At 47.0% G+C, this 19,433-nt stretch carries 12 protein-coding genes; all 12 read right to left on the reverse strand.

What is annotated here, in order from left to right; translation table 11 throughout:
* Positions 1 to 200 precede the first annotated feature (200 nt).
* Complete coding sequence (locus tag ACM0OZ_RS27385) at positions 201 to 2,660, reverse strand: acyl-CoA dehydrogenase (protein WP_414585984.1); 2,460 nt, start codon at positions 2,658 to 2,660, stop codon at positions 201 to 203.
* 248 nt (positions 2,661 to 2,908) lie between these two features.
* Entirely contained in the window at positions 2,909 to 4,090 is a 1,182-nt protein-coding gene (locus ACM0OZ_RS27390; RefSeq protein ID WP_414585985.1) for a thiolase family protein, read from the reverse strand.
* A 106-nt stretch (positions 4,091 to 4,196) separates the two neighbouring features.
* The gene (locus tag ACM0OZ_RS27395) at positions 4,197 to 6,521 is read right to left on the reverse strand and encodes a 3-hydroxyacyl-CoA dehydrogenase NAD-binding domain-containing protein (protein ID WP_414585986.1); all 2,325 of its coding nucleotides are present in this window, start codon (positions 6,519 to 6,521) and stop codon (positions 4,197 to 4,199) included.
* Positions 6,522 to 6,712: 191 nt separating this feature from the next.
* The gene (locus tag ACM0OZ_RS27400; protein ID WP_414585987.1) at positions 6,713 to 9,091 is read right to left on the reverse strand and encodes an AMP-dependent synthetase/ligase; all 2,379 of its coding nucleotides are present in this window, start codon (positions 9,089 to 9,091) and stop codon (positions 6,713 to 6,715) included.
* 507 nt (positions 9,092 to 9,598) lie between these two features.
* The gene (locus ACM0OZ_RS27405) at positions 9,599 to 10,504 is read right to left on the reverse strand and encodes a lysophospholipase (RefSeq protein ID WP_414585988.1); all 906 of its coding nucleotides are present in this window, start codon (positions 10,502 to 10,504) and stop codon (positions 9,599 to 9,601) included.
* A gap of 825 nt (positions 10,505 to 11,329) precedes the next feature.
* Positions 11,330 to 12,373, reverse strand: a complete 1,044-nt coding sequence (locus tag ACM0OZ_RS27410; protein ID WP_414585989.1) for a YihY/virulence factor BrkB family protein — start codon at positions 12,371 to 12,373, stop codon at positions 11,330 to 11,332.
* A 113-nt stretch (positions 12,374 to 12,486) separates the two neighbouring features.
* Positions 12,487 to 13,554, reverse strand: coding sequence for a glycosyltransferase family 9 protein (locus tag ACM0OZ_RS27415; protein WP_414585990.1), 1,068 nt, complete (start codon positions 13,552 to 13,554; stop codon positions 12,487 to 12,489).
* A 155-nt stretch (positions 13,555 to 13,709) separates the two neighbouring features.
* The gene (locus ACM0OZ_RS27420; protein ID WP_414585991.1) at positions 13,710 to 14,933 is read right to left on the reverse strand and encodes a glycosyltransferase; all 1,224 of its coding nucleotides are present in this window, start codon (positions 14,931 to 14,933) and stop codon (positions 13,710 to 13,712) included.
* Positions 14,934 to 15,101: 168 nt separating this feature from the next.
* Positions 15,102 to 16,205 (reverse strand): glycosyltransferase family 9 protein, encoded by a 1,104-nt coding sequence (locus ACM0OZ_RS27425; protein WP_414585992.1) that lies wholly within the window; start codon positions 16,203 to 16,205, stop codon positions 15,102 to 15,104.
* Positions 16,206 to 16,209: 4 nt separating this feature from the next.
* Entirely contained in the window at positions 16,210 to 17,256 is a 1,047-nt protein-coding gene (locus ACM0OZ_RS27430) for a glycosyltransferase family 9 protein (RefSeq protein WP_414585993.1), read from the reverse strand.
* Positions 17,257 to 17,320: 64 nt separating this feature from the next.
* On the reverse strand, positions 17,321 to 18,151 hold the full coding sequence (locus ACM0OZ_RS27435) for a glycosyltransferase family 2 protein (protein WP_414585994.1): 831 nt from the start codon (positions 18,149 to 18,151) through the stop codon (positions 17,321 to 17,323).
* Positions 18,152 to 18,243: 92 nt separating this feature from the next.
* Positions 18,244 to 19,380 (reverse strand): lipopolysaccharide heptosyltransferase II, encoded by a 1,137-nt coding sequence (waaF, locus tag ACM0OZ_RS27440; RefSeq protein WP_414585995.1) that lies wholly within the window; start codon positions 19,378 to 19,380, stop codon positions 18,244 to 18,246.
* Between the last annotated feature and the right edge of the window lie 53 nt (positions 19,381 to 19,433).

Below are 19,433 nucleotides of genomic sequence, written 5' to 3' on the forward strand. Positions count from 1 at the left end.
CCGTACCCACAACCTCTGTTTAACCCACTCCCCACTCCGCATTTTCAAAACAGGTTTAATATCATGTCCGATTAAATAACCTTACTAAGTTTGTAGTGAGGACTTTAGTCCTCTTGCTGTGCAAACAAGGACTCAAGTCCTTACTACATATAAGTTTTATTATGGGTAATTTGCCGGACATGATAGAATTCGGAAAAATGCTATTGCAAAACAACCTGTAGTAGCTCTTTGGTTGTCCCAAGGGCTAAGTTTCCTTGCTGATACTCCTCAAGTGTAAATGCATCCACTTGAATGGCATCATTGCGAGCGAACTCCGCCTCGCGAAGGAGTTCAACTTCTGCAGAGTTAATCACTCCTGCTTCCAGTGCTGCTGCAATCAGGCGTTCTGGTCTTTGCTGTGGTAACTTACCAATGTGGCTAGCAGCTTTGATGGTTTTAAGAATAGGTTCGGCTTGGGATGACAAGAGGAAAGCACGTTCCAAGCGCCCCAATGCTTCATTTGGATCAGCAGGAATATAGATGCTTGCGGTGAGTCTGTCTCGGCGCTGTCCTGGGATTTGAAGGCTACGGGCAACTTCGCTACCGAGTTGGTCAGAAGGCAGAGTCCCTATGGGATTGAGTCGCCACCACCAAGCAATCGGTCCCCGGAACAAGGCACCGAGTACTGGTACGGGCATATTATTGAAAATACCTTCAAACGCTTGCTGAATCTGAGCAAAGGTATATTCCATTGCCCAGTGAACAAAGGGTAGGTCTTCTGATAAACAACCTTCCGCTTCAAATCGTCGCAGGGTGGCAGTTCCTAGATACATCCAAGAAAGAATATCAGCAAACCGTCCGGTCAGCTTTTCCCGCCGCTTCAGTGTGCCACCAAAGCAGAAGAGGGCAAGGTCAGTTAGGAAGGCGAAGCTAGCAGATGCCCACTCCAGTTTGCGGTAATATCTAGCTGTCGCTCCTTTTACAGTCGAACGAGCTAAATGCCCACGGGAAATACTGAGGAGAAGGGCACGGAAACCGTTACGCACCATTGAGCCGATATGATTCCAGAAGGCATGATCGAAGGCGGTAACATCGGACTGATTGAGGGCAACAATTTCCGAATAGACATAGGGATGACAACGAATCGCTCCCTGACCAAAAATCATCATTGTACGGGTGAGGATATTTGCCCCTTCGACGGTAATAGAAATAGGTGTGGCTGTGTAAATATTTGCCAACAAGTTTCTCGGACCGCGACAAATTCCCGCACCCCCCACAATGTCCATCCCGTCATTGATAATTTTGCGGGACAGTTCCGTTAGGTTGTACTTGGCGATCGCAGAAACGACCGCAGGCTGCTCGCCTTTGTCCACCGCACCACAGGTATAAACGCGAGCCGCTTCCATTAAGTAAGTCAGACCGCCAATGCGAGCCAAGGGTTCCTCAATGCCTTCAAAACGACCAATGGATAAACCAAACTGCTGTCGTACTGTAGCATGAGCGCTTGTCACTCTTGTTACCAGCTTGGCAATACCAGTACAGGTAGCCGGGAAGCTAATGCCTCGACCTGCTGCCAGGGACTGCATGAGCATTTTCCAACCCTGACCTGCCTGTTCCACACCACCAATAATCTGGTCAATCGAAACAACAACATCATGTCCTTCCGTGGGAGAATTGTAAAAGGGTACACCCATTGGGTCATGTCGTTTTCCTAAGACGACACCAGGCGTATCAGTTGGAATTAAGGCACAGGTAATACCTACGTCTTCTCCCTTACCCAAAAGATTTTTTGGATCTCGCAGTCTAAAAGCTAGTCCTAGAAGGGTAGCGATCGCACCCAAAGTAATATAACGTTTTTTCCAATTCAAACGTAGATAAAGTTTGCCATCCTCACCCTTAAACACCACTCCTTCAGACTTGATACTTGCTGCATCCGAACCGGCAGTTGGTTCAGTCAAGGCAAAACAGGGAATTTCTTCTCCTCGTGCGAGGCGCGGCAAGTAATAATTTTTCTGTTCCGGTGTACCGTAACGCAGCAACAGCTTGGCAGGTCCCAAAGAATTTGTCACGCCAACAGTGGCGACATGGGTGAAGGAACGCGATGCCAACTTTGTCATCACAGTACTATAGGCAAAGTTGGAAAAGCCCAAACCGTCATACTCTTTGGGAATCATCATTCCAAAGAAGCGCTCTTGTCCTAGTTTCTCCCACACTTCGGGTGGCAAGTCCTTACGGCGGTAAATTTCCCAATCGCTTGCCATGTGACAAACTTGTTCAACTGGTCCATCAAGAAATGCCTGTAGTTCTGGTGTGACTTGAGGATAGGGTTCGCTGTTTATCCGTTGGAAGTCGGGTTTACCAGAAAAGAACTCGCCATCCACCCAAACGCTTCCAGCTTCAATTGCTGCCCGCTCGGTCTCAGAAATTTTTGGGAAAATGTTGAGTGATTTTATACTATAAATCAGCGGTGATGTGATGATAATTTGCCGCAGCATAGGGACATTCAGTACCACAGCCACTATGCCGAAAAGCACCCAAGCCCAAATGGGTGCATGAAACACAGCTAGTGCCACTGCAAAATAGAGCGACCACACCCACAGCGGAACACCAATGTAACCCAGTAAAAGAAATAGGAAAATCAGTGTGGGAATAACAATTGCTGGGTGGAGAAGGTTAATCATAGCTTGACCCCAACTAAGTCTGAATATTCCGCCAGAGACTAAAGTCTCTGGCTAATAGCTCAAGTCCACTCAAGTGGACTAAGTCTTGTTTTACAGTCCTCTTGAGAGGACTTCTGCTATTAGCCTGCGATTTAAATCGCAGCTGGGCGACAGCGTGGTGCAAGGTTTGGGTAGACATGAAGTAGACATGAATAAAAGTTTGTAGTTGGCGCTGTCTTCGCTAAAGCGCTGACTACAAACCCCTAAGCTTAAATCATTAAATTCTCAAACACCGCCGCTGCTCCCATCCCGCCACCTACGCACATTGTGACGAGACCATAGCGAACACCACGCCGTTTCATTTCATGGAAGAGCGTGGCTGTTAGCCTCGCGCCCGTACAACCAAGGGGATGACCGAGGGCGATCGCACCACCATTCACATTCAAAATCTCTTCGTTAAGACCGAGTTTATTAATCACGGCAAGACTTTGGGCGGCAAAGGCTTCGTTGAGTTCAATCAACCCGATATCGTCCAAGCTCAGTCCCACCTGCTTGAGTACCTTGGGAACTGCTTCTACAGGCCCGATACCCATGACTTCCGGCGGTACACCAGCTACCGCAAACCCTAACATTCGCCCGAGAGGCTGTACGCCGAGTTCCTTCACCATGCGATCGCTCATCACTACCGTCGCCGCCGCACCATCCGATGTCTGTGATGAGTTACCTGGCGTAACCGTACCACCAACACGAAACACAGGCTGCAACTTAGCTAAGGCTTGCAAGCTGGTATCGGGACGCGGACCTTCATCCATCTGGAAAACCTTTTCTACCAACTGCGGCTTACCATCGATATATAATGTTTCTCGCACTGTTAACGGGACAATTTCCTCAGCAAACCGACCTTGCGCAATGGCAGCTAACGCTCGTTGGTGTGATCGCAAAGCAAAAGCATCTTGTTCCTCACGGGAAATTTGGTAGCTTTGCATCACGTTTTCTGCCGTAATGCCCATCGTAGAGTAGGCGTTGGGAGTCTCCACCATCATTTCTGGGTTAGGAGCTAAATAATGTCCTCCCATTGGAATCAAACTCATAGATTCCGCACCACCCGCAATCATGACTTCTGCTTGTCCTACCATAATCGCCTGGTTTGCCATGGCGATGGTCTGGAGTCCTGAAGCACAGAAGCGGTTAACAGTGCTACCTGCCACAGAATCAGGTAACCCCGCTCGCTGTGCGATCGTGCGTCCAATATTAAATCCCTGCTCTGCTTCCGGAAACGCACAGCCAAAGATCACATCATCAATCTGTGCAGGTTCAAGACCTTTGACTCGGGCGATCGCTGCTTTAGTCACAACTGCTCCCATATCATCGGGGCGCACATTGCGTAATGTGCCGCGTGGAGCTTTTCCAACAGCAGTCCTAACGCTGCTGACAATATAGGCTTCTTTCATTTTTCCCACCCGTTGTTAAATGTGTCGTTTGGGGAAAGGGGAAAGGGTAAGGGGGAAAGGGACGTATTATCATTTAACCTTTTCCCTTGTCCTTTCCCCTATCCTGTTAATTCCGCAAAGGCTTCTTAGTCTTAAGTATGTGAGCAATGCGCTCTTGGGTTTTAGGTTGTTGCAACAGTGGTAAAAACGCTTCCCGCTCCAATTGCAACAGGTAGTTTTCATCCACCAATGCAGGTGCTGTTAGTTCCCCACCAGTCATGACATAAGCTAATTTTTTAGCCAGGTAATTATCGTATTCAGAGATAAAACCTCCCAGATGCATGACGTAGGCGGCGTGTTCCAGCATAACCCGCGCCGGACGACCAAGTACCATAATGGCGTTGCGTTCAGGTGGTGGTATGTAGCCACTTTGTTCCAGACAAAGCACTTCCTCTTTAGCGACAGATAAGCGATGGTCTGCATTCATCACAATTTTGGTTGTGGGTGAGAGAAAACCTAATTCTTGCGCTTCGTAGGCACTATTGGAAACTTTTGCCATGCCAATGGTTTCAAACGCCCGTTGTAGGAAAGGCTGGATATGATGGGGCGTTTCCGTTGCAGCTCGATCAGCTGCCCAGGTAACTATCCGCAGAATGCCGCCAGCTCCAGGAATGAGACCAACACTGAGTTCTACCAGTCCTATGTAAGTTTCTGCGGCTGCAACTACCTGTGGACAAGCCATGACTAACTCGCAACCACCTCCCAGGACACGCCCATTAATAGCAGCAACAATCGGTTTTGGAAAATAATGAATTCGTTGCAGTAGTGATTGATACTTGACGATAAGGTTAGCGATCGCTTGGAAATTTCCTGTCTGTGCCAGTAGCCCCATTTCCGCCAAATTTGCCCCACCGGAGAAATTATCGCTGTCGTTGCCAATCACCAATCCCCGAAAATCACTAGTTTCGAGGATATCCAGCACCTCAATTAAACCATTCACGACATTTAGGCTCAGGGTATTGCCTTTGGAACGAAACTCGTACAAGACGACGCCATCTCCTAAGTCCAGTAACGCCGCTTCGGGATTGTGCCACAGCGTACGTTTTGCATCTGCTTTGACAACATCCAGGTTAATTTCATCCGCCTCTTCTGTCGGTGAAATTGCGCCTTGATAGAAAACGGATTGCCTTGTGCCTTCTTCTAACTGCATCCTCTCCACCCACTCCGGCACCGGAATACTAGCGGTTTTCATGTCTGCCAAGACAGTCTCAAACCCTAGGGCATCCCAAATTTCAAACGGTCCGAGTTCCCAGCCAAATCCCCAACGCATCGCGCGGTCAATCTCAGCAGGACTGTCGGCAATTTCGGGAATGCGACGGGCGCTGTACCCCAATAGGTCTAGGGTTGATTGCCGGAAGAAATCACCTGCACGACCTGGGAGTTGATAGAGAATGTGTAGGCGTTTCTTTAAATCATGAATCTCATGAAGTGCTTCAATATCGCCCAAGTTCATTGGTTTAGCTGGTTCATAAACTAATGTTCCTGGATTAATAGAGAGAATTTCCTTACCTTGCTTTTTGTAAAATCCTTGACCTGTCTTTGTACCTAACGTCCCAGTTTCCACTAGTTTACGAAGTAACTGAGGAACGCGGAAGACCTCGCGGCTTTCATCGTGGGGAATAGCTGGATAGAGGTTGTCTGCTACATACATGAGTGTATCCAGTCCGACTAAATCAGCCGTCCGGAATGTCGCTGACTTCGGTCGTCCGACAATTGTTCCCGTCAAAGTATCAATTTCTTCAATTGTATATCCCTGCTCAGTAATTGCCCGTAAAGCAAGCATTGTTGCATAAACGCCTATGCGATTGGCAATAAAGTTGGGAGTATCCTTTGCTACTACGACTCCTTTACCTAGGTGCAGTTCTGCGAACCACTGCATCCTTTTGAGGACTTCTGGAGCAGTATCGGTTGTCGGAATAACTTCCAGTAACTTCAAATAGCGCGGTGGGTTGAAAAAATGAGTCCCTAAAAACCGTCTACGGAAAGACTCAGAACGTCCTTGAGCAATTGCGTGAATAGGTAATCCACTAGTATTAGTGGACACAATAGCATCTTCGCGAATAACGCCTTCTAGCCGTGCCATCAACTGCTGCTTAACTCCTAAATTTTCCACCACAGCTTCAATCACCCAATCGACATCAGCAATATGGTGAAAATGCTCGTCATAATTGCCCAAGATGACACGTCGAGCGGTTTTTTCTGTAAATAGGATTGGTGGAGACAGCTTTAAGGCTTTTTTAAATGCTGTTTCGACCACTTCGTTTTTCTTTTCGGTTTTACCAGGGATATCCAACAAATGCACAGTCAAACCTGCATTGGCGAGGTGAGCGGCAATTTGGCTTCCCATCACTCCTGCACCAAGAACGGCGGCTGTCCGGAACGGTTTAAACATAGTTCTTAAACGCTCCCTTTTGTTATGTAGTGAATTGAACAGGGGAAGGGAGAAAGGGAAAGGGGTAATACCAATTCAAAATTCAAAATTCAAAATTCAAAATTAAGAAAGTCAGATGCCATCTAAATTTTAAGGTTTGCATCTGTTGCTTGATTTTGGCGAATTGGTATAATCTCTTTTAACTTTTCCCTTCATGATATGTTCAGAGATTGGGCGATCGCAGGACATGAAGCTTGAGGTATGGGAGGACAAGAAAATAAGGGCATATCCTTTTGTTCGTCCGTATTTTTGTGTCTCCGTGTCCCGGCGTCTTCATAGATGGCATCAATTTCTTTGGCAAAAGCTTCTGCAATCGATGCCCGTTTTACCTGATGAGTTGGTGTCAGCAACCCATTTTCAACTGTGAGGGTGGCATTAATGAGCGCGAACTGCTTTACTGTTGACCAGTGAGGCAAATGACAATTCGCTTCATCAACCAATGCCTGATATATGGCGATGATACACGGATGCTTGAGCAATGCATCTATCGGCAAGTCTATTCCAATGGTTAGAGCATACGAATGCAGATTCTCCAGATTGGGGAAAATCAGCATGGCACAGAATTTGCGTTCCGCCCCCACAGCAACTGCCTTTGCTACTAGAGGAGATTGTTCTAGCTTGCTTTCTAAAGGCTGCGGTGTTACATATTTGCCTGTAGAGAGTTTGAATCGGCTTTTCTTTAGACCAGTAATCTTCAGAAAACCTTCGGCTGTAAACTCTCCAAGGTCACCTGTGTGCAACCAGCCATCTGCATCAATCAATTGTTGGGTGGTATCAGGGTTTTTGTAATAGCCTTGAGTGATGTAAGGACTTCTTGTGAGAATTTCACCATCAAGGGCGATCGCTATCTCCACCCCAGCCAGTGGCACACCTACCGTTCCAGCACGGTTGAATGAGCCACGATTGTAGGCGAGTGCTGAACTCGTCTCGGTTAAACCATAACCTTGCAAAATCGTGACTCCGGCTGCGGCAAACAAGTTAGTTACCTCTGGCTTCAAGCCTGCACCCCCGCTTATGAGGTATTTAAGACGACCTCCAAATACGTTTCGCCATTGCCAGAACACAAGCTTATCTGCCAGCTTGAGCATCAAGGCATATCTCCCTCGCGGTGGTTTTCCCAGTTCATACTGTTTGGCAAGGTTCAGCGCCCAATTGTAGATGCGCTGGGTAAATGCTCTCTCACGCAATTGAGATGCAGACACAGAGATACGCAGAGGGGGAAACTTCCACTGAAACGGAGACAGGTGGACGCCCAAGCGCAAGGAGGATAAATGAAATCTCTGTGTTTTTGGCTGTTCTCCCTTGCGTATCATCTGGGCGGCAAAAGCACGAATGCGCGATAGCACGTCATACTTCACTTGGTTCACTGTTGCCAGTGGCTGCTTGTTCCCTTCTTGCAGAATCTTGCTATAAACCTTTTCTAGCAAAAGTGGCACCGTGGCGAATATTGTCGGTTGCACTTCTTTTAGATGCTTGATCACCCGGTTAGGGGTAGTGAGGTAAATGCTATGCCCATAGTGGATATGACCATATAGCAAGACTCGGGCAAAAACATGAGTCAGCGGCAGATACGAGAGTATAACCTCCTTGGCACCGAATTCTAGATCGGGAATGCCACTAAACATTGCGATCGCATTGGCAGAAAGATTTTCATGAGTTAGCATGACTCCCTGAGGCTCTCCCATGGCTGCGGGGATATAGATAATAGTGGCTAGGTCACTTGCTGCCAGTGTTGAGCGCAGTTGCTGTTGCTTGCTTTCAGAAATCTGAGTCTTTCCTTTAGCACGAATCTCTGAGAGCGAAAAAACTTGGATACGCGGAAAGTCCGGGAATGGTTGCTGTTGATGAGCTTGTGAGAGGAATTTAGGAAGACACAGACAAGCTTCAGAGGACACGGGAGAAGAGGACACGGAGACATGGGGACTCAGGGACGCCGGTAATGGAAAAAAGCTCTCCGCGTCTCCCACTCTGCGATTCTTTGCGTCTTCCTTTCGCTGCGTCTTTCCATCCTCACCACCGCTTAGTTGACAAGTGAGTATTTGCGAATGTATCTGCTGCCAATCAGATGCAACATCGGCAACTATCACGGCCTCTAGTTTGGGTGTGTCCCACAGGTAAGGTACAACTTGATAAAGTAAGTCCAAGTTAGAAACAATCAGCACCTTTGCTTCTGTATGCCGCAAAATGAAAATAATGTGTTCGAGTGTCTGGTTCAGGTCGATGGGCACATCAACCAGACCGGCTAGCAGGCAACCCATGTCAGTTATGCAGAAGTTGACATCGCTGTGCATCAATAGGGCAACGCGATCGCCTTTTTCTAGCTGCAAATTTAACAAGCCTAGTGCCACCTCTTGGGCTGCACTTTGAAATGCTTGATTGGATAGAGGTTGCCAGCCTGTTTCTGTCCATTGGTTGAAGGCGTGGGAGTTGGCACGAACACACGCCTCATCCAACAAAGAAGGTAAAGTACGCCCTAGCAACACTTGCCCAGAGTTAGGGGGAGCTCTATAAGTCTGATTTGACCACAACATTTTGCCCAAGAAGAGCTTGAAACTCTTGCGTTTTTAACAGTTTCTTTTAAATTTCCAGGCGTGACGTGACTGAAAAAAGTCGGTTGTTAGTTGTTAATTATTCGCAGTTAATAACTAACAAACAACAACCAACAGGCAACAAAAAAAGAGTTTACATATTGACGTGATTTAACACGTTTTCATCCTATTTTTTCTCTTTATTTGCTATTAAGCTCAAGACATATGAAGACCAGTTGGATAACATTGATCCAACGAGACTTTGTCCAATTCAACTGCAATAATAATTAGGTATTTATTCTGGATGCTGACTTCTGATACCTAAGCCCCAATTTCTGTCAAATCTCTCCTTTCAATTTAGTATCCATTAATAACAGGATTAAACTTTTTTTAAGACTTCGGCTTTGCCATGCCTAGATGTCTTGGAATCATGTACAAAGTACATACTATTAATGTAGATCACTGCTGGGATCAAAAGCTACTTTTGTATCTTTTTCGCAAAATATGCGGCTAGATATTTGTCATTTCAGGCTGCAAAGAGGGAGTTTTTATCTGACAAACGACTGTCTGGTCGTTCATGCCTCCATTCAAATGTCGTTCGAGCCAATTCCCTAAGTCAATAAGCACGTCTTGATAATTGATGTCCAAATGTAAATCGTGATAGTTTCCCAGATACACATAGTGTTCCTTATCAGGGAAAATTACCTGTTGGAAGAAAGCCAAACTCTCCTCCGGCGATGTCACCTGGTCTTCACTACCATGCAGGATCAACAAAGGAACTTGCAAATCAGATGCATGGCTTTGCACCCACTTCTGTGCCGCGAAAAACTCTGTGGCAAGTCGGGCGCTACCATATTCATGCCGTAATGGGTCTTGGGCATAAGCAGTGAGTACCTGAGAGTCACGTGAACTTACACCGCCGTCAATACCAACCTTAAGGCTGAAACGCGGCCAGACTTGTGAGAACATCCGCCCTAAGGCAACCTTGAACGCTGGAACCCTCACTTTTCCTAATGCTGGTGCCGTCAAGATAATTCCCTGCAAGCTTTCTGAAAAGCGCAAGGCGTAATCTAGAGCGATAACCGCTCCCAGGCTGTGTCCCCACAGAAAGCTCATACACCCCTGTCCTTGCTCCTGAATTCGTTGCAAAAAGGTGTGCAAGTCTTCTCGGAACTCAGCCCAGGCATTAATGTGTCCCCGCTGTCCCGGAGAACGTCCATGCCCTCGCAGGTCAAAGGCATAAACTGCGTAGCCCTGAGGAATTAAGTACTCCACGGCATGATTAAATAATCCGCTATGGGCTCCCAGCCCGTGTATGATGGCTATAATTGCCCTTACCTGCCCCTCGGGCTGCCAGCTTTGATAATAAAGATCTAGACCTCCAGCCCCTTTGAAAGTTCCCTCAATGTGTGTCATCACTATTTTTCCCAAGTGCGTTTTTCACGACTACGGTCTCAGTACGCAGTTGGAGATTGACATCTAATCAACTCTTAAAAAGAATTTATTTTCTAATACCAAGCCTTACTAGTTGTCCATAGTAAATAAGACTTTTCCACCCTCTATCTCTGCTTTTAGGCACTTGCATTTAATATAGGGTTTCAATGAAAACAACTAAAAATTCTTGGTATTAGTCAGTAGCGTTCAGAGACCTCGGATACACAATTGATGAAGATATGAGGTGTTAGGGGCTTATAGTCAGAAGTCGCTTTTATATATTATCGTAATTCTCCTTTTATAGCATCAGTGCCGAGCAAATATCTTGAGGTTGTATTGCTTACAGTTGTGTTGCCAAAACTTGTTTTTGGGAGATCCAAAAAATAAAATATCCAGCCCTTCGGGTATCTCCTGCCCAGAGGCTACGCCAACGGCAGTTGCTACAACGGGGGGAACCCCCCTTCTCAAGAGCGGAGACGCTACGCGAACGGGTATGCCTACGGCACGCCTGACGGCTGTACCGTGCGTCCTCCGTTAGGAGGCACGCCAGTTGCTGTGAGTTCGGGCTAACCCTCCTGCAGGACTGGATTCACCGCAACGCATTGCCGAACCGTATTCGTTATCGAGTATGCAAAACGTTTCCTTTGTGTTGATGCCCAGCCTTTCAGGCGCTTGCGACGGCTGGATATTTTATTACTGGTAAGTGCCTTAGATGAGAAGATCCCTCTCGTGGTGGCAGAAGCAATCCGAGAGCTATCAGAAATCCATTCTGAGTTCTCAATTGTAAATTCTCTTTATTAGAAATTATTAAAGTTGTCGATGATTTCTTTTCCCTTTCCAGCGCTTGGGCTTTGTAAAGCGTCGCAATAGACGACTAATTAAGTTAGAGGAGGACTGTTTATTCGCAGACTGTTTCCTAGTTTGTGTTTGTACATTACTATTTTTAGGTTTCATCCCTTGATTAATACGCTCCTCTTCAGTCAGAGGAATGGCATGCCTATCTGGAACAATACGAGAACCGTATCTTCTAGCGTAAACCTGGGTAAACTCAGCACCAAAAAAGAGAATTTGGGCAGCATAGTTAACCCAAGCTAGGACAACGACTACTGAACCAGCAGCGCCGTAGGCTGAGCCAAAACTGCCGTTACCCAGATACTGTCCCAGAAGATACCTGCCGATAGAGAACAAAAGTGCGGTGATGGCGGCTCCAATTAAAACATCATTCCAAGTAATTTTGACATCTGGCAGGACTTTGAAAATGAGTCCGAATAGCAATGTGGTGATGCCAAAACCAAGGAGGAAGTTGACAATTTGCCAGATAACATCGATACCAGGCACCATATGTCTAAAGTAACCAACCAGTGCTGCCAACACCGCGCTGATCACAAGTGACACAAGTAGTAAAAAACCAATGGCTAGCACCAGCGCAAACGACGTAAAGCGTTGGCGAACCATGTTTTTCATGGCGCGTCCTGGTTTTGGCTGCACTTCCCAGATTGTATTCAGGGCGTCTTGCAACTCGGCAAATAAACCAGTAGCACCAAACAGCAGAACTACAACACTGATGAGTGAGGCGATAGTTCCTGTTTTGGGCTGGTTGGCACTTTCAATTGCTGTCTGGATAACTTGTGCGCCAGCATCGCCGACTAAACCGCTTATTTGTCGGTAAATTTCACCCCTTGCTGCATCTTCTCCAAAGACCGCACCAACGATCGCAATCACAATAATCAGCAATGGAGCGATGGAAAAAAGAGTGTAATAAGATAATGCTGCGGCTAATCGCGGCACCTTATCGTTACTCCATTCGTTAAATGTCTCTTGGAACAGCCCCCAAACCGCCTTTAAATTCATCAAAATATCTCCTTTTCCTGTGATGTGCCTTCCTCCTGAAGCAATTGATACCAAATATTTTGTATGTACTGCATCTTTCCCAAGGCGTTGGTGTAACTTCCAGGAGGTAGAAATTATAAGTCTGGGAGAGATGTGGTAGCAAGTAACTCAAGGGCAGAATCAACAACTTCTTGTACGGGGACATCCGCAACAAAAGAGTCGCGATGATTACAAGAAGCGCGGGTACAGTCAACACCACAAACGGGACAATGAAGACGCCAGGAAATGGCGGGACGGTGGCGATCGCGCGTCATTGGTCCAGCCGTGATTAAGTTCCCACACCAGAAAATGCCAACAGTTGCACATCCTACAGCAGCGGCTAGATGCAACGGACCAGAGTCATTAGAGACAATAACGCGAGAAAGTTTGAGCAGACCAGCAAGACCGTTGAGTGAAAGGCGAGCGCACAAATTCTGTGCTTCGGCGTTCATTTTTGTGATCACCGCCTCAACAAGCGATCGCTCCGACTTTGTACCCGTCACCACAACATCAGCACCTGCATCAGCCAAAGCATCCCCCACCGCCGCGAATTTCTCCACACCCCACCAACGCCGTGAGTCAGTTGCTCCGGGATGGAGAACAACTAAAGGTTTACCGGATAGGTTGACAACATTTTTAGCCTCATCCAAATCTTCTCCTGTCACCGCAATGCGTGGTTCTAACTCAGTTGTTTTTGCACCAAGAAGGGAAACAACTTCCAAATAGCGGAGAATTTCTGGTTGATAGTATATGTAAGGAACCCAGCGATCCAAAGGTACAGCATCCGGGGTTTTCAGACCAACCGTCATTTTGGCTCCCAAATGCAACACAAAGGGGTTAGAGTAACGTCCACCGCCGTGCATTTGAATGGCAATATCGAAGTTTTCTGCAGCCATTTTGGTGAAAAAGTCCGCTAATTCGGCTGGGTTTTCCTCTGTGTTCGCGTCACCGCGTACCCCGCGACTTGGTGGTATGACAACAACTCTATCAACTGGTAATGGTCTATTTGCCAAAAAGTTAGCATGCCAGTCTAGAGCAAGCAAAGTGATTTCAGCTTTGGGGTAGGTTTGGCGTAGTGCTTGTAGTGCTGGGAGGGCAAAGATAAAATCACCGAGGGCGTTAGCGCGGAGAACGGCGATTTTTTTGACATTTTCGAGTTGCATTCGGGATTTGATTAAATGTAGACGCGTAGCGGCGTGCCGCAGGCTACCGCCAAGACGCAGAGGAGCCAGTGCGTTGCGGGGGTTCCCCCCGTTGTAGCACCTGGCGTGACGCAGAGCACAAGAGAGAAAAATTTTTACTATTCACTCTTTATTCTTCATTCTTGGTGTTTTAGAAGTTTTTGGTAGATGCTGAAGTGCGATCGCTCTATGTTAGACCAAGTATACTTTTCGATAAAAATACGACCGACATTACCTAAATGGTTCCATTTATCAGGGTCGTTTAGGAGTTGGCAAAGTGCATCTGCCAAAGCGTCTATATCGCGAGGAGGAACCAGCTGTACTGGATGTCCATCGGGTAGAGGCGTAGGATGTTGGGTAGCGATGACTGGCAAACCATGAGCTAATAAAGTCAGAAGTGAACCGCTTTTCATCGTCATTCCGTGGTTGAAGGGTAGCACTCCAATATCGCACCCGGAAAGATATTTTGAGGCAGTTTCAACATCCAGATAGCCAGTAAGATGTACCATTTCGCTTAAGTTCAGTTCAGCTACAAGCCTGTGGAGTTTATCCCAGTAGCGTTTTGCTTCTTCTCCCCGCAAAGCTAGACTTTCCACACCACCAAGTAGCAACAATCGTGCTTGCGGATGCGTTGTTAGAACTTTTTTGAATGCTGGTAGAAGCGTTTCTAACCCTTTGACAGGGTGGAGAAAGCCAAAAAAGGTGATGATGGTGGTATCTTGAGCAAAGTTACACTGTTCACACAATTGCTGCCGTGCTGTGTTTCGGTCAATGGGGGTAACATCAACATTTGCAGCGATGGGAATAAGCGATACGCGGTTAACTACTTGGGGTAGCCGTTGATGGATAACTTCTTCAGCTTCTGCATTTGTTGTAATTAATGCATCGCTCAAAGTCAGTAAAAACCCATCTTCTCTATCCCACCACCCGCGCCGTTGTCCCGACATTTTTAGCCATTCTATAAGTTGCGGTGGAATACCTTTAGGTTGCCATTCCCACCAACCGTATTCATGCACGGTTGTGACAATTGGTTGGCGGTAACCTGTTGCTTTCAGAAGTAGCGGTAACAAAAAGATAGCACGCTCAAAACCGTAAGTGCCTGCTGCATGTTGGATATGCAAAATGTCAGCTTTAGTGGCATGTACTGCTTGTACCAAAGACAGTAAATCGGCAAATCGCCAATCTTGTACAACACCCCTGACGCTGTTGTCATTAACTTCTGTGGCGGCTGCATGAGTGGTGAGGACAACAGACTGAATGTCGTGCTTTTTCAGCGCATCCCGCAAACAAGCAGTGTAATGAGCAACACCACAACGCTCGGGTTTGTAAGTACCAGCAATCATGGCAATGGTAATAGTCATGATTCATTAGTCATTGATTGGTAATATAGCGGTTCTGGTGTTGGATTAAATACATATCTTGTGGGATGGGCATCTTGCCCGTCCTTAATTATGGGCGGACATCCTGTCCGCCCCACAAGAACAGTATTGAATGCAAATGGCAAGAGCTATAAGCGCTCTTTGCGCTTACTACGAAATCTTTAACAATTCCAGCCCTGTGGCGACTACCTCCTCTGGTGGGATATCTAAGCATTCCAACTGGTAGGGACAGGTAAAGGCGTAACAAGGACTACAGGTCGTAGGACGGCGGAGTAAGCGGGAAGTCCCATTGCGTGGTTCCCATTGACACTCAAGTTCAGTTCCCGCAAACATGACAACAGTGGGTGTGCGGGTAGCATCAGCTATGTGCATCGTTGAAGTGTTGTTGGTAAGCACTAGCTTTGCATTAGCAATGAGTGCAGCTAGTTGAGACAAAGTTGTTTTGCCAATCAAGTCAATTCCATAGTCGCCTAGTGTAGCAAGTAAAGATGGACTTTTGGGGCGGTCTTTTTCCACACCAGTTACCAGCACAGGCATTTGAGTCACTTCTGCTAGCTGACGTGCAGCGATCGCAAAGCGTTGAGAGTCATAATTGCGAGATTGGCAACTTGTCCAGGGATTGAGCAAGATATAGTTGTAGTAAGTGCTTAAGCGATCGCTACTAGTCCCTAATAACATTACTGCTTCTCGTTGTGCAGCTTCTGGTATCTGAATGCAAAGACTGCGGTCATAGACCTCAAATCCAGCTTTCTCAACTAATCTCAAATTGCGTTCAACTTGATGAATCTCATCCGGCGCAGATGACACTTCCAGCGTCAAAACACCATTTCCCGCTTCCTTAGACTCACCCACCCGCAACGGAACACCCGCCAAATAACATAAAAACCCTGCTGGATGTGGACTTTGACTAAAACTCGTGAAAATAATCGCTGCATCAAACTTGCCATTTTGCAGCCTCCTCACCAATTCCCACTCCCGCGCCGGATCGAAATCCAACTTACCCAAATCCTGCCAAAGCACACGCCACGGTAAAACCTCATCAACCCAAGGCAATAACTCTGTTGCTTGCGCTCCACCAGGACTCGCCATCAACGTCAAACGACTTTCCGGCAAATTCTCCTTAATTGCCCGCAAAGCCGGACTCGTCATAATCACATCGCCAATATTGTCCAGCCGCATCACCAAAATGTTACGCAAACCATGCAACCTTGCATTTTGGATATTAGATTTTGAATTTTCTAGTATCGACTTCATTTTCCTAACTCATAGACTTCTTCTTCTCTTCCTCAGCGGTTTCTGCGCCTCTGCGGTTTATTAAAAACCCCTCCACAACACTTAAAACCTCATCAACCGAAATCCCCTCCATACAACTTTGCCAACCCTTATCCAACGGACACACCCCACCGTACCAACATTGCTGCTCCGTAAAATTACTAATATTGCGCTCAGGACACTGGGGGTATCCTTGCAAATTGACATGAGGTGACGGTTGACCATAACGCCCATGCCAAGAAGGACCAAACAAAGTAATAGTTAACACATTCAACGCTGCCGCTATCCGTGCTGGACCCGTGTCAGCGGCAATGACCAAATCAGCACACGCCAAAGCTGCTGCCAAATCCCGCAACTTCCCACGGGGCAAAATCTGCGCTTCACCCCCTATCGCCTCAGCGATGCTTTCTGCTTGTTTCGCATCAGAGCCCACCGGGACAATCACAGTCGCATCCCAACGCTGCTGCAAAATTTGACCGATGGTAATAAAATTTACATCAGACCAGCGCTTAATTGCCATCCCGGCATCTGGACATAAGAACACCAAAGGACGGCGGACATGATTGAATAGCTCTTGTGATCTACTTAATTCATCAGGGGTAAGGTGGAGTTGTGCAGGTTTAATCGCATCCGGGTTGATTAAACCTTCAGCTTGCAAGATTTTGACAAAGCGATCGCCCACCAATTCATCTGCTGGAGGTTGTCGCCACAAATTCGTGACCACCCGCGCATTATGTAAAGACGCGCCATCCGAGAGTTCTACATCAATGTCGTCGTAATTTGTATCTGAGACAATCAAATCAAAAGTTTCACCAGATAGTAACTCAACAACCGATTGTTTTGCCTTCCCTGGTTCCGCACAGATAACCCGCTGAATCAGCGGATCACTTTTGAGCAGTTCACCCCCAGGCGGGAAAGTTAAAACTGTCAGTTCAGCTGCTGGGTGCGATCGCGCTAAGCCATGAATCGCACTTAACGCGATTAAAACATCGCCAATTCCACCCAATAGCTCGACAAACAGAATTTTACGCATATTTAACTACTTCTTATGAAAAAGAAACCACATATTCACACAGATGAACACAGATACTTTTTCTTCATCTGTGTCCATCTGTGTCCATCTGTGGTTCAAATAACAAAGCTTTATCTGCAGGATGACTCCGGTCAACAATCGTAGTAGGCAACTCTTGATGATAGACACCCGAAGGAATAATTCCACAACCGCCGTAAAGTTCCATCAACCGCAACTGCACGAAAACATCCTCACCACAGTGTTCCGGCGGTAGTTGCTGCCAGAACGAGTAGCCACCGATGCCGCGAAGTTTTTCTGTATCATACATGACACAACCCCCTACCCAAGCTACACGGTATTTGCGTTGCTCTTTCTGGGTAAGACCCAAGCTTTTCTGGACATGGTAAAGATTAGCGGCGTTATGCAAACGCCAGCGCTCCCATTGTGGTGTGTCAGGTTTGACACTTTCCGGCTGCACTGGACTGTCCCAAAACTCAATTTTTTGCTCGTGAGGGCGGACATCATCAATAAAGCTGAGTCCGATAACCGCACTGCCAACGAAACCGCAACGTTCTTCTTTTATGGCAGCAAGCATATTTTCAACCACAAAAGGTTCTAAAATCAAATCATCATCAAGGAAAAGGGCATAGGGAGCCGTTGCTTGCTCTAGTAAAAACTGCCGTTGTTCTGCAATTCCCCGACGGGGTAAGTGTTTGTGAACTTCCACTTCATGACCGTGAAGTGAAAGCACACGCAGCACCGCTTGTACTTCGCCACTCTCCACCGGGTTGCTATCCTCAGTTTGGTCAGAAATGACGACGCGAAAGTCACGGTAAGTTTGGGCTATCAGGCTAGTCAGGGTGACAGCCAAAGCCGTTGGGCGAGAATAGGTAGGAATGAGGATGTCAACGTTCATGTTTTAACAGTATTTCTCGTTCCCGGGCTGCTGCCTGGAAATGAATGACAGGAGGCTCTGGCTCCAATAGGTATAATTTATGAGGCAGAGCCTCAGATAAGGCATTCCCTGCCAGAGTCAGGGAACGAGACAATGTTTTTTTTAGCAGTGGCAGGGGTAGCAGAGGTAGAATTAAGTAATTCACAAGCAGCATCAACCACAGACTCTGGTGTCACCAGTTGCAGACAATTTTGGTGTCCTTCAGGGCAAATGCTCTTGTAACAGTTCTTGCAGGGAACATCATGGAACAGCACGCGGTTGGGAACGCCCCAAGGAGTGTGCTGAGGGTTGGTGAGAGCGTACAAGTCCACAACTGGTGTACCAACAGCAGCAGCAATGTGAACCGGACCAGTATTATTGGAAATGAGCAGAGGGGCAAGTGACAAGAGTGCTGCCAGTTCATTAAGGTTAAGGCAACCGACAAGTGAATGAGACACAACACCACTTGCTGTTTGAATTGCTGTAACCAGTTCGCGTTCTGGTTCCGTGCCTGTAAAAATGACCTCAATACCCATGTCTTGTATTAAACTGCGGGCAACAACAGCAAATTTCTCAGGCGCGTAGCGCCGTGAAGAAGCCGTTGCACCGGGATGAATGACTACCCAAGGACGCTGCTGGCTAATGCCGAGTTGTTGAAGAATGTCCTTAACAGTCGCTAAAGCTTTTTCTGGGACACGCAGGGACATTCTTTCGTCATCTATTTGGCAGCCAATTGTAGCAACTAAGTCTAATTGACGACGTACTTCATGACGCATACAATGTTCTGGTTCTGGGTCTTTTACCCAATCTGTTAGGAGTTGGTAGGGGTTTTCATGACAATGAGCCAATCGTAGGGGAATGTCCGCGAGATAACATAGAAATGCAGAGGGTAGCGGGTTTTGACTATATACAGTAAAAATAATCGCACCATCAAACTTAAGACGCCGCAGGTGTTCTGCCATTTCGTACTCAGGACGGCTATTTTGTCGCGGTGCTGTTGCTTTTAACCAAGGTGCATCGTAGACAATCACTTCATCAATATCTGGGACGAGTGAAGCAGTGGATGCACCCGCAGAGGAAGTAAGCAGCGTAATTCGACGGTTGGGATGTGATGCTTTTAAGCCGTGGATGGCTGGTGTCGTCATTAACACATCACCAATTGTGTCGAGTCGGATGCATAGGATGTTTTCAGCAGTGTTCCAGGTAGTCATGATTTATGAGTCAGCGGAACCTCTCCGCCCAGTAAATTTGGAGATTTTAAACC

This window comes from Scytonema sp. PCC 10023 (assembly GCF_963920835.1).
Lineage (GTDB): Bacteria > Cyanobacteriota > Cyanobacteriia > Cyanobacteriales > Nostocaceae > Kalymmatonema.

What these genes read in the sequence shown, in the direction of transcription:
- ACM0OZ_RS27385 (WP_414585984.1), bottom strand. Translation starts at nt 2,660, where the DNA reads ATGATTAACCTTCTCCACCCAGCAATTGTTATTCCCACACTGATTTTC.
- ACM0OZ_RS27390 (WP_414585985.1), bottom strand. Translation starts at nt 4,090, where the DNA reads ATGAAAGAAGCCTATATTGTCAGCAGCGTTAGGACTGCTGTTGGAAAA.
- ACM0OZ_RS27395 (WP_414585986.1), bottom strand. Translation starts at nt 6,521, where the DNA reads ATGTTTAAACCGTTCCGGACAGCCGCCGTTCTTGGTGCAGGAGTGATG.
- ACM0OZ_RS27400 (WP_414585987.1), bottom strand. Translation starts at nt 9,091, where the DNA reads ATGTTGTGGTCAAATCAGACTTATAGAGCTCCCCCTAACTCTGGGCAA.
- ACM0OZ_RS27405 (WP_414585988.1), bottom strand. Translation starts at nt 10,504, where the DNA reads ATGACACACATTGAGGGAACTTTCAAAGGGGCTGGAGGTCTAGATCTT.
- ACM0OZ_RS27410 (WP_414585989.1), bottom strand. Translation starts at nt 12,373, where the DNA reads ATGAATTTAAAGGCGGTTTGGGGGCTGTTCCAAGAGACATTTAACGAA.
- ACM0OZ_RS27415 (WP_414585990.1), bottom strand. Translation starts at nt 13,554, where the DNA reads ATGCAACTCGAAAATGTCAAAAAAATCGCCGTTCTCCGCGCTAACGCC.
- ACM0OZ_RS27420 (WP_414585991.1), bottom strand. Translation starts at nt 14,933, where the DNA reads ATGACTATTACCATTGCCATGATTGCTGGTACTTACAAACCCGAGCGT.
- ACM0OZ_RS27425 (WP_414585992.1), bottom strand. Translation starts at nt 16,205, where the DNA reads ATGAAGTCGATACTAGAAAATTCAAAATCTAATATCCAAAATGCAAGG.
- ACM0OZ_RS27430 (WP_414585993.1), bottom strand. Translation starts at nt 17,256, where the DNA reads ATGCGTAAAATTCTGTTTGTCGAGCTATTGGGTGGAATTGGCGATGTT.
- ACM0OZ_RS27435 (WP_414585994.1), bottom strand. Translation starts at nt 18,151, where the DNA reads ATGAACGTTGACATCCTCATTCCTACCTATTCTCGCCCAACGGCTTTG.
- waaF (WP_414585995.1), bottom strand. Translation starts at nt 19,380, where the DNA reads ATGACTACCTGGAACACTGCTGAAAACATCCTATGCATCCGACTCGAC.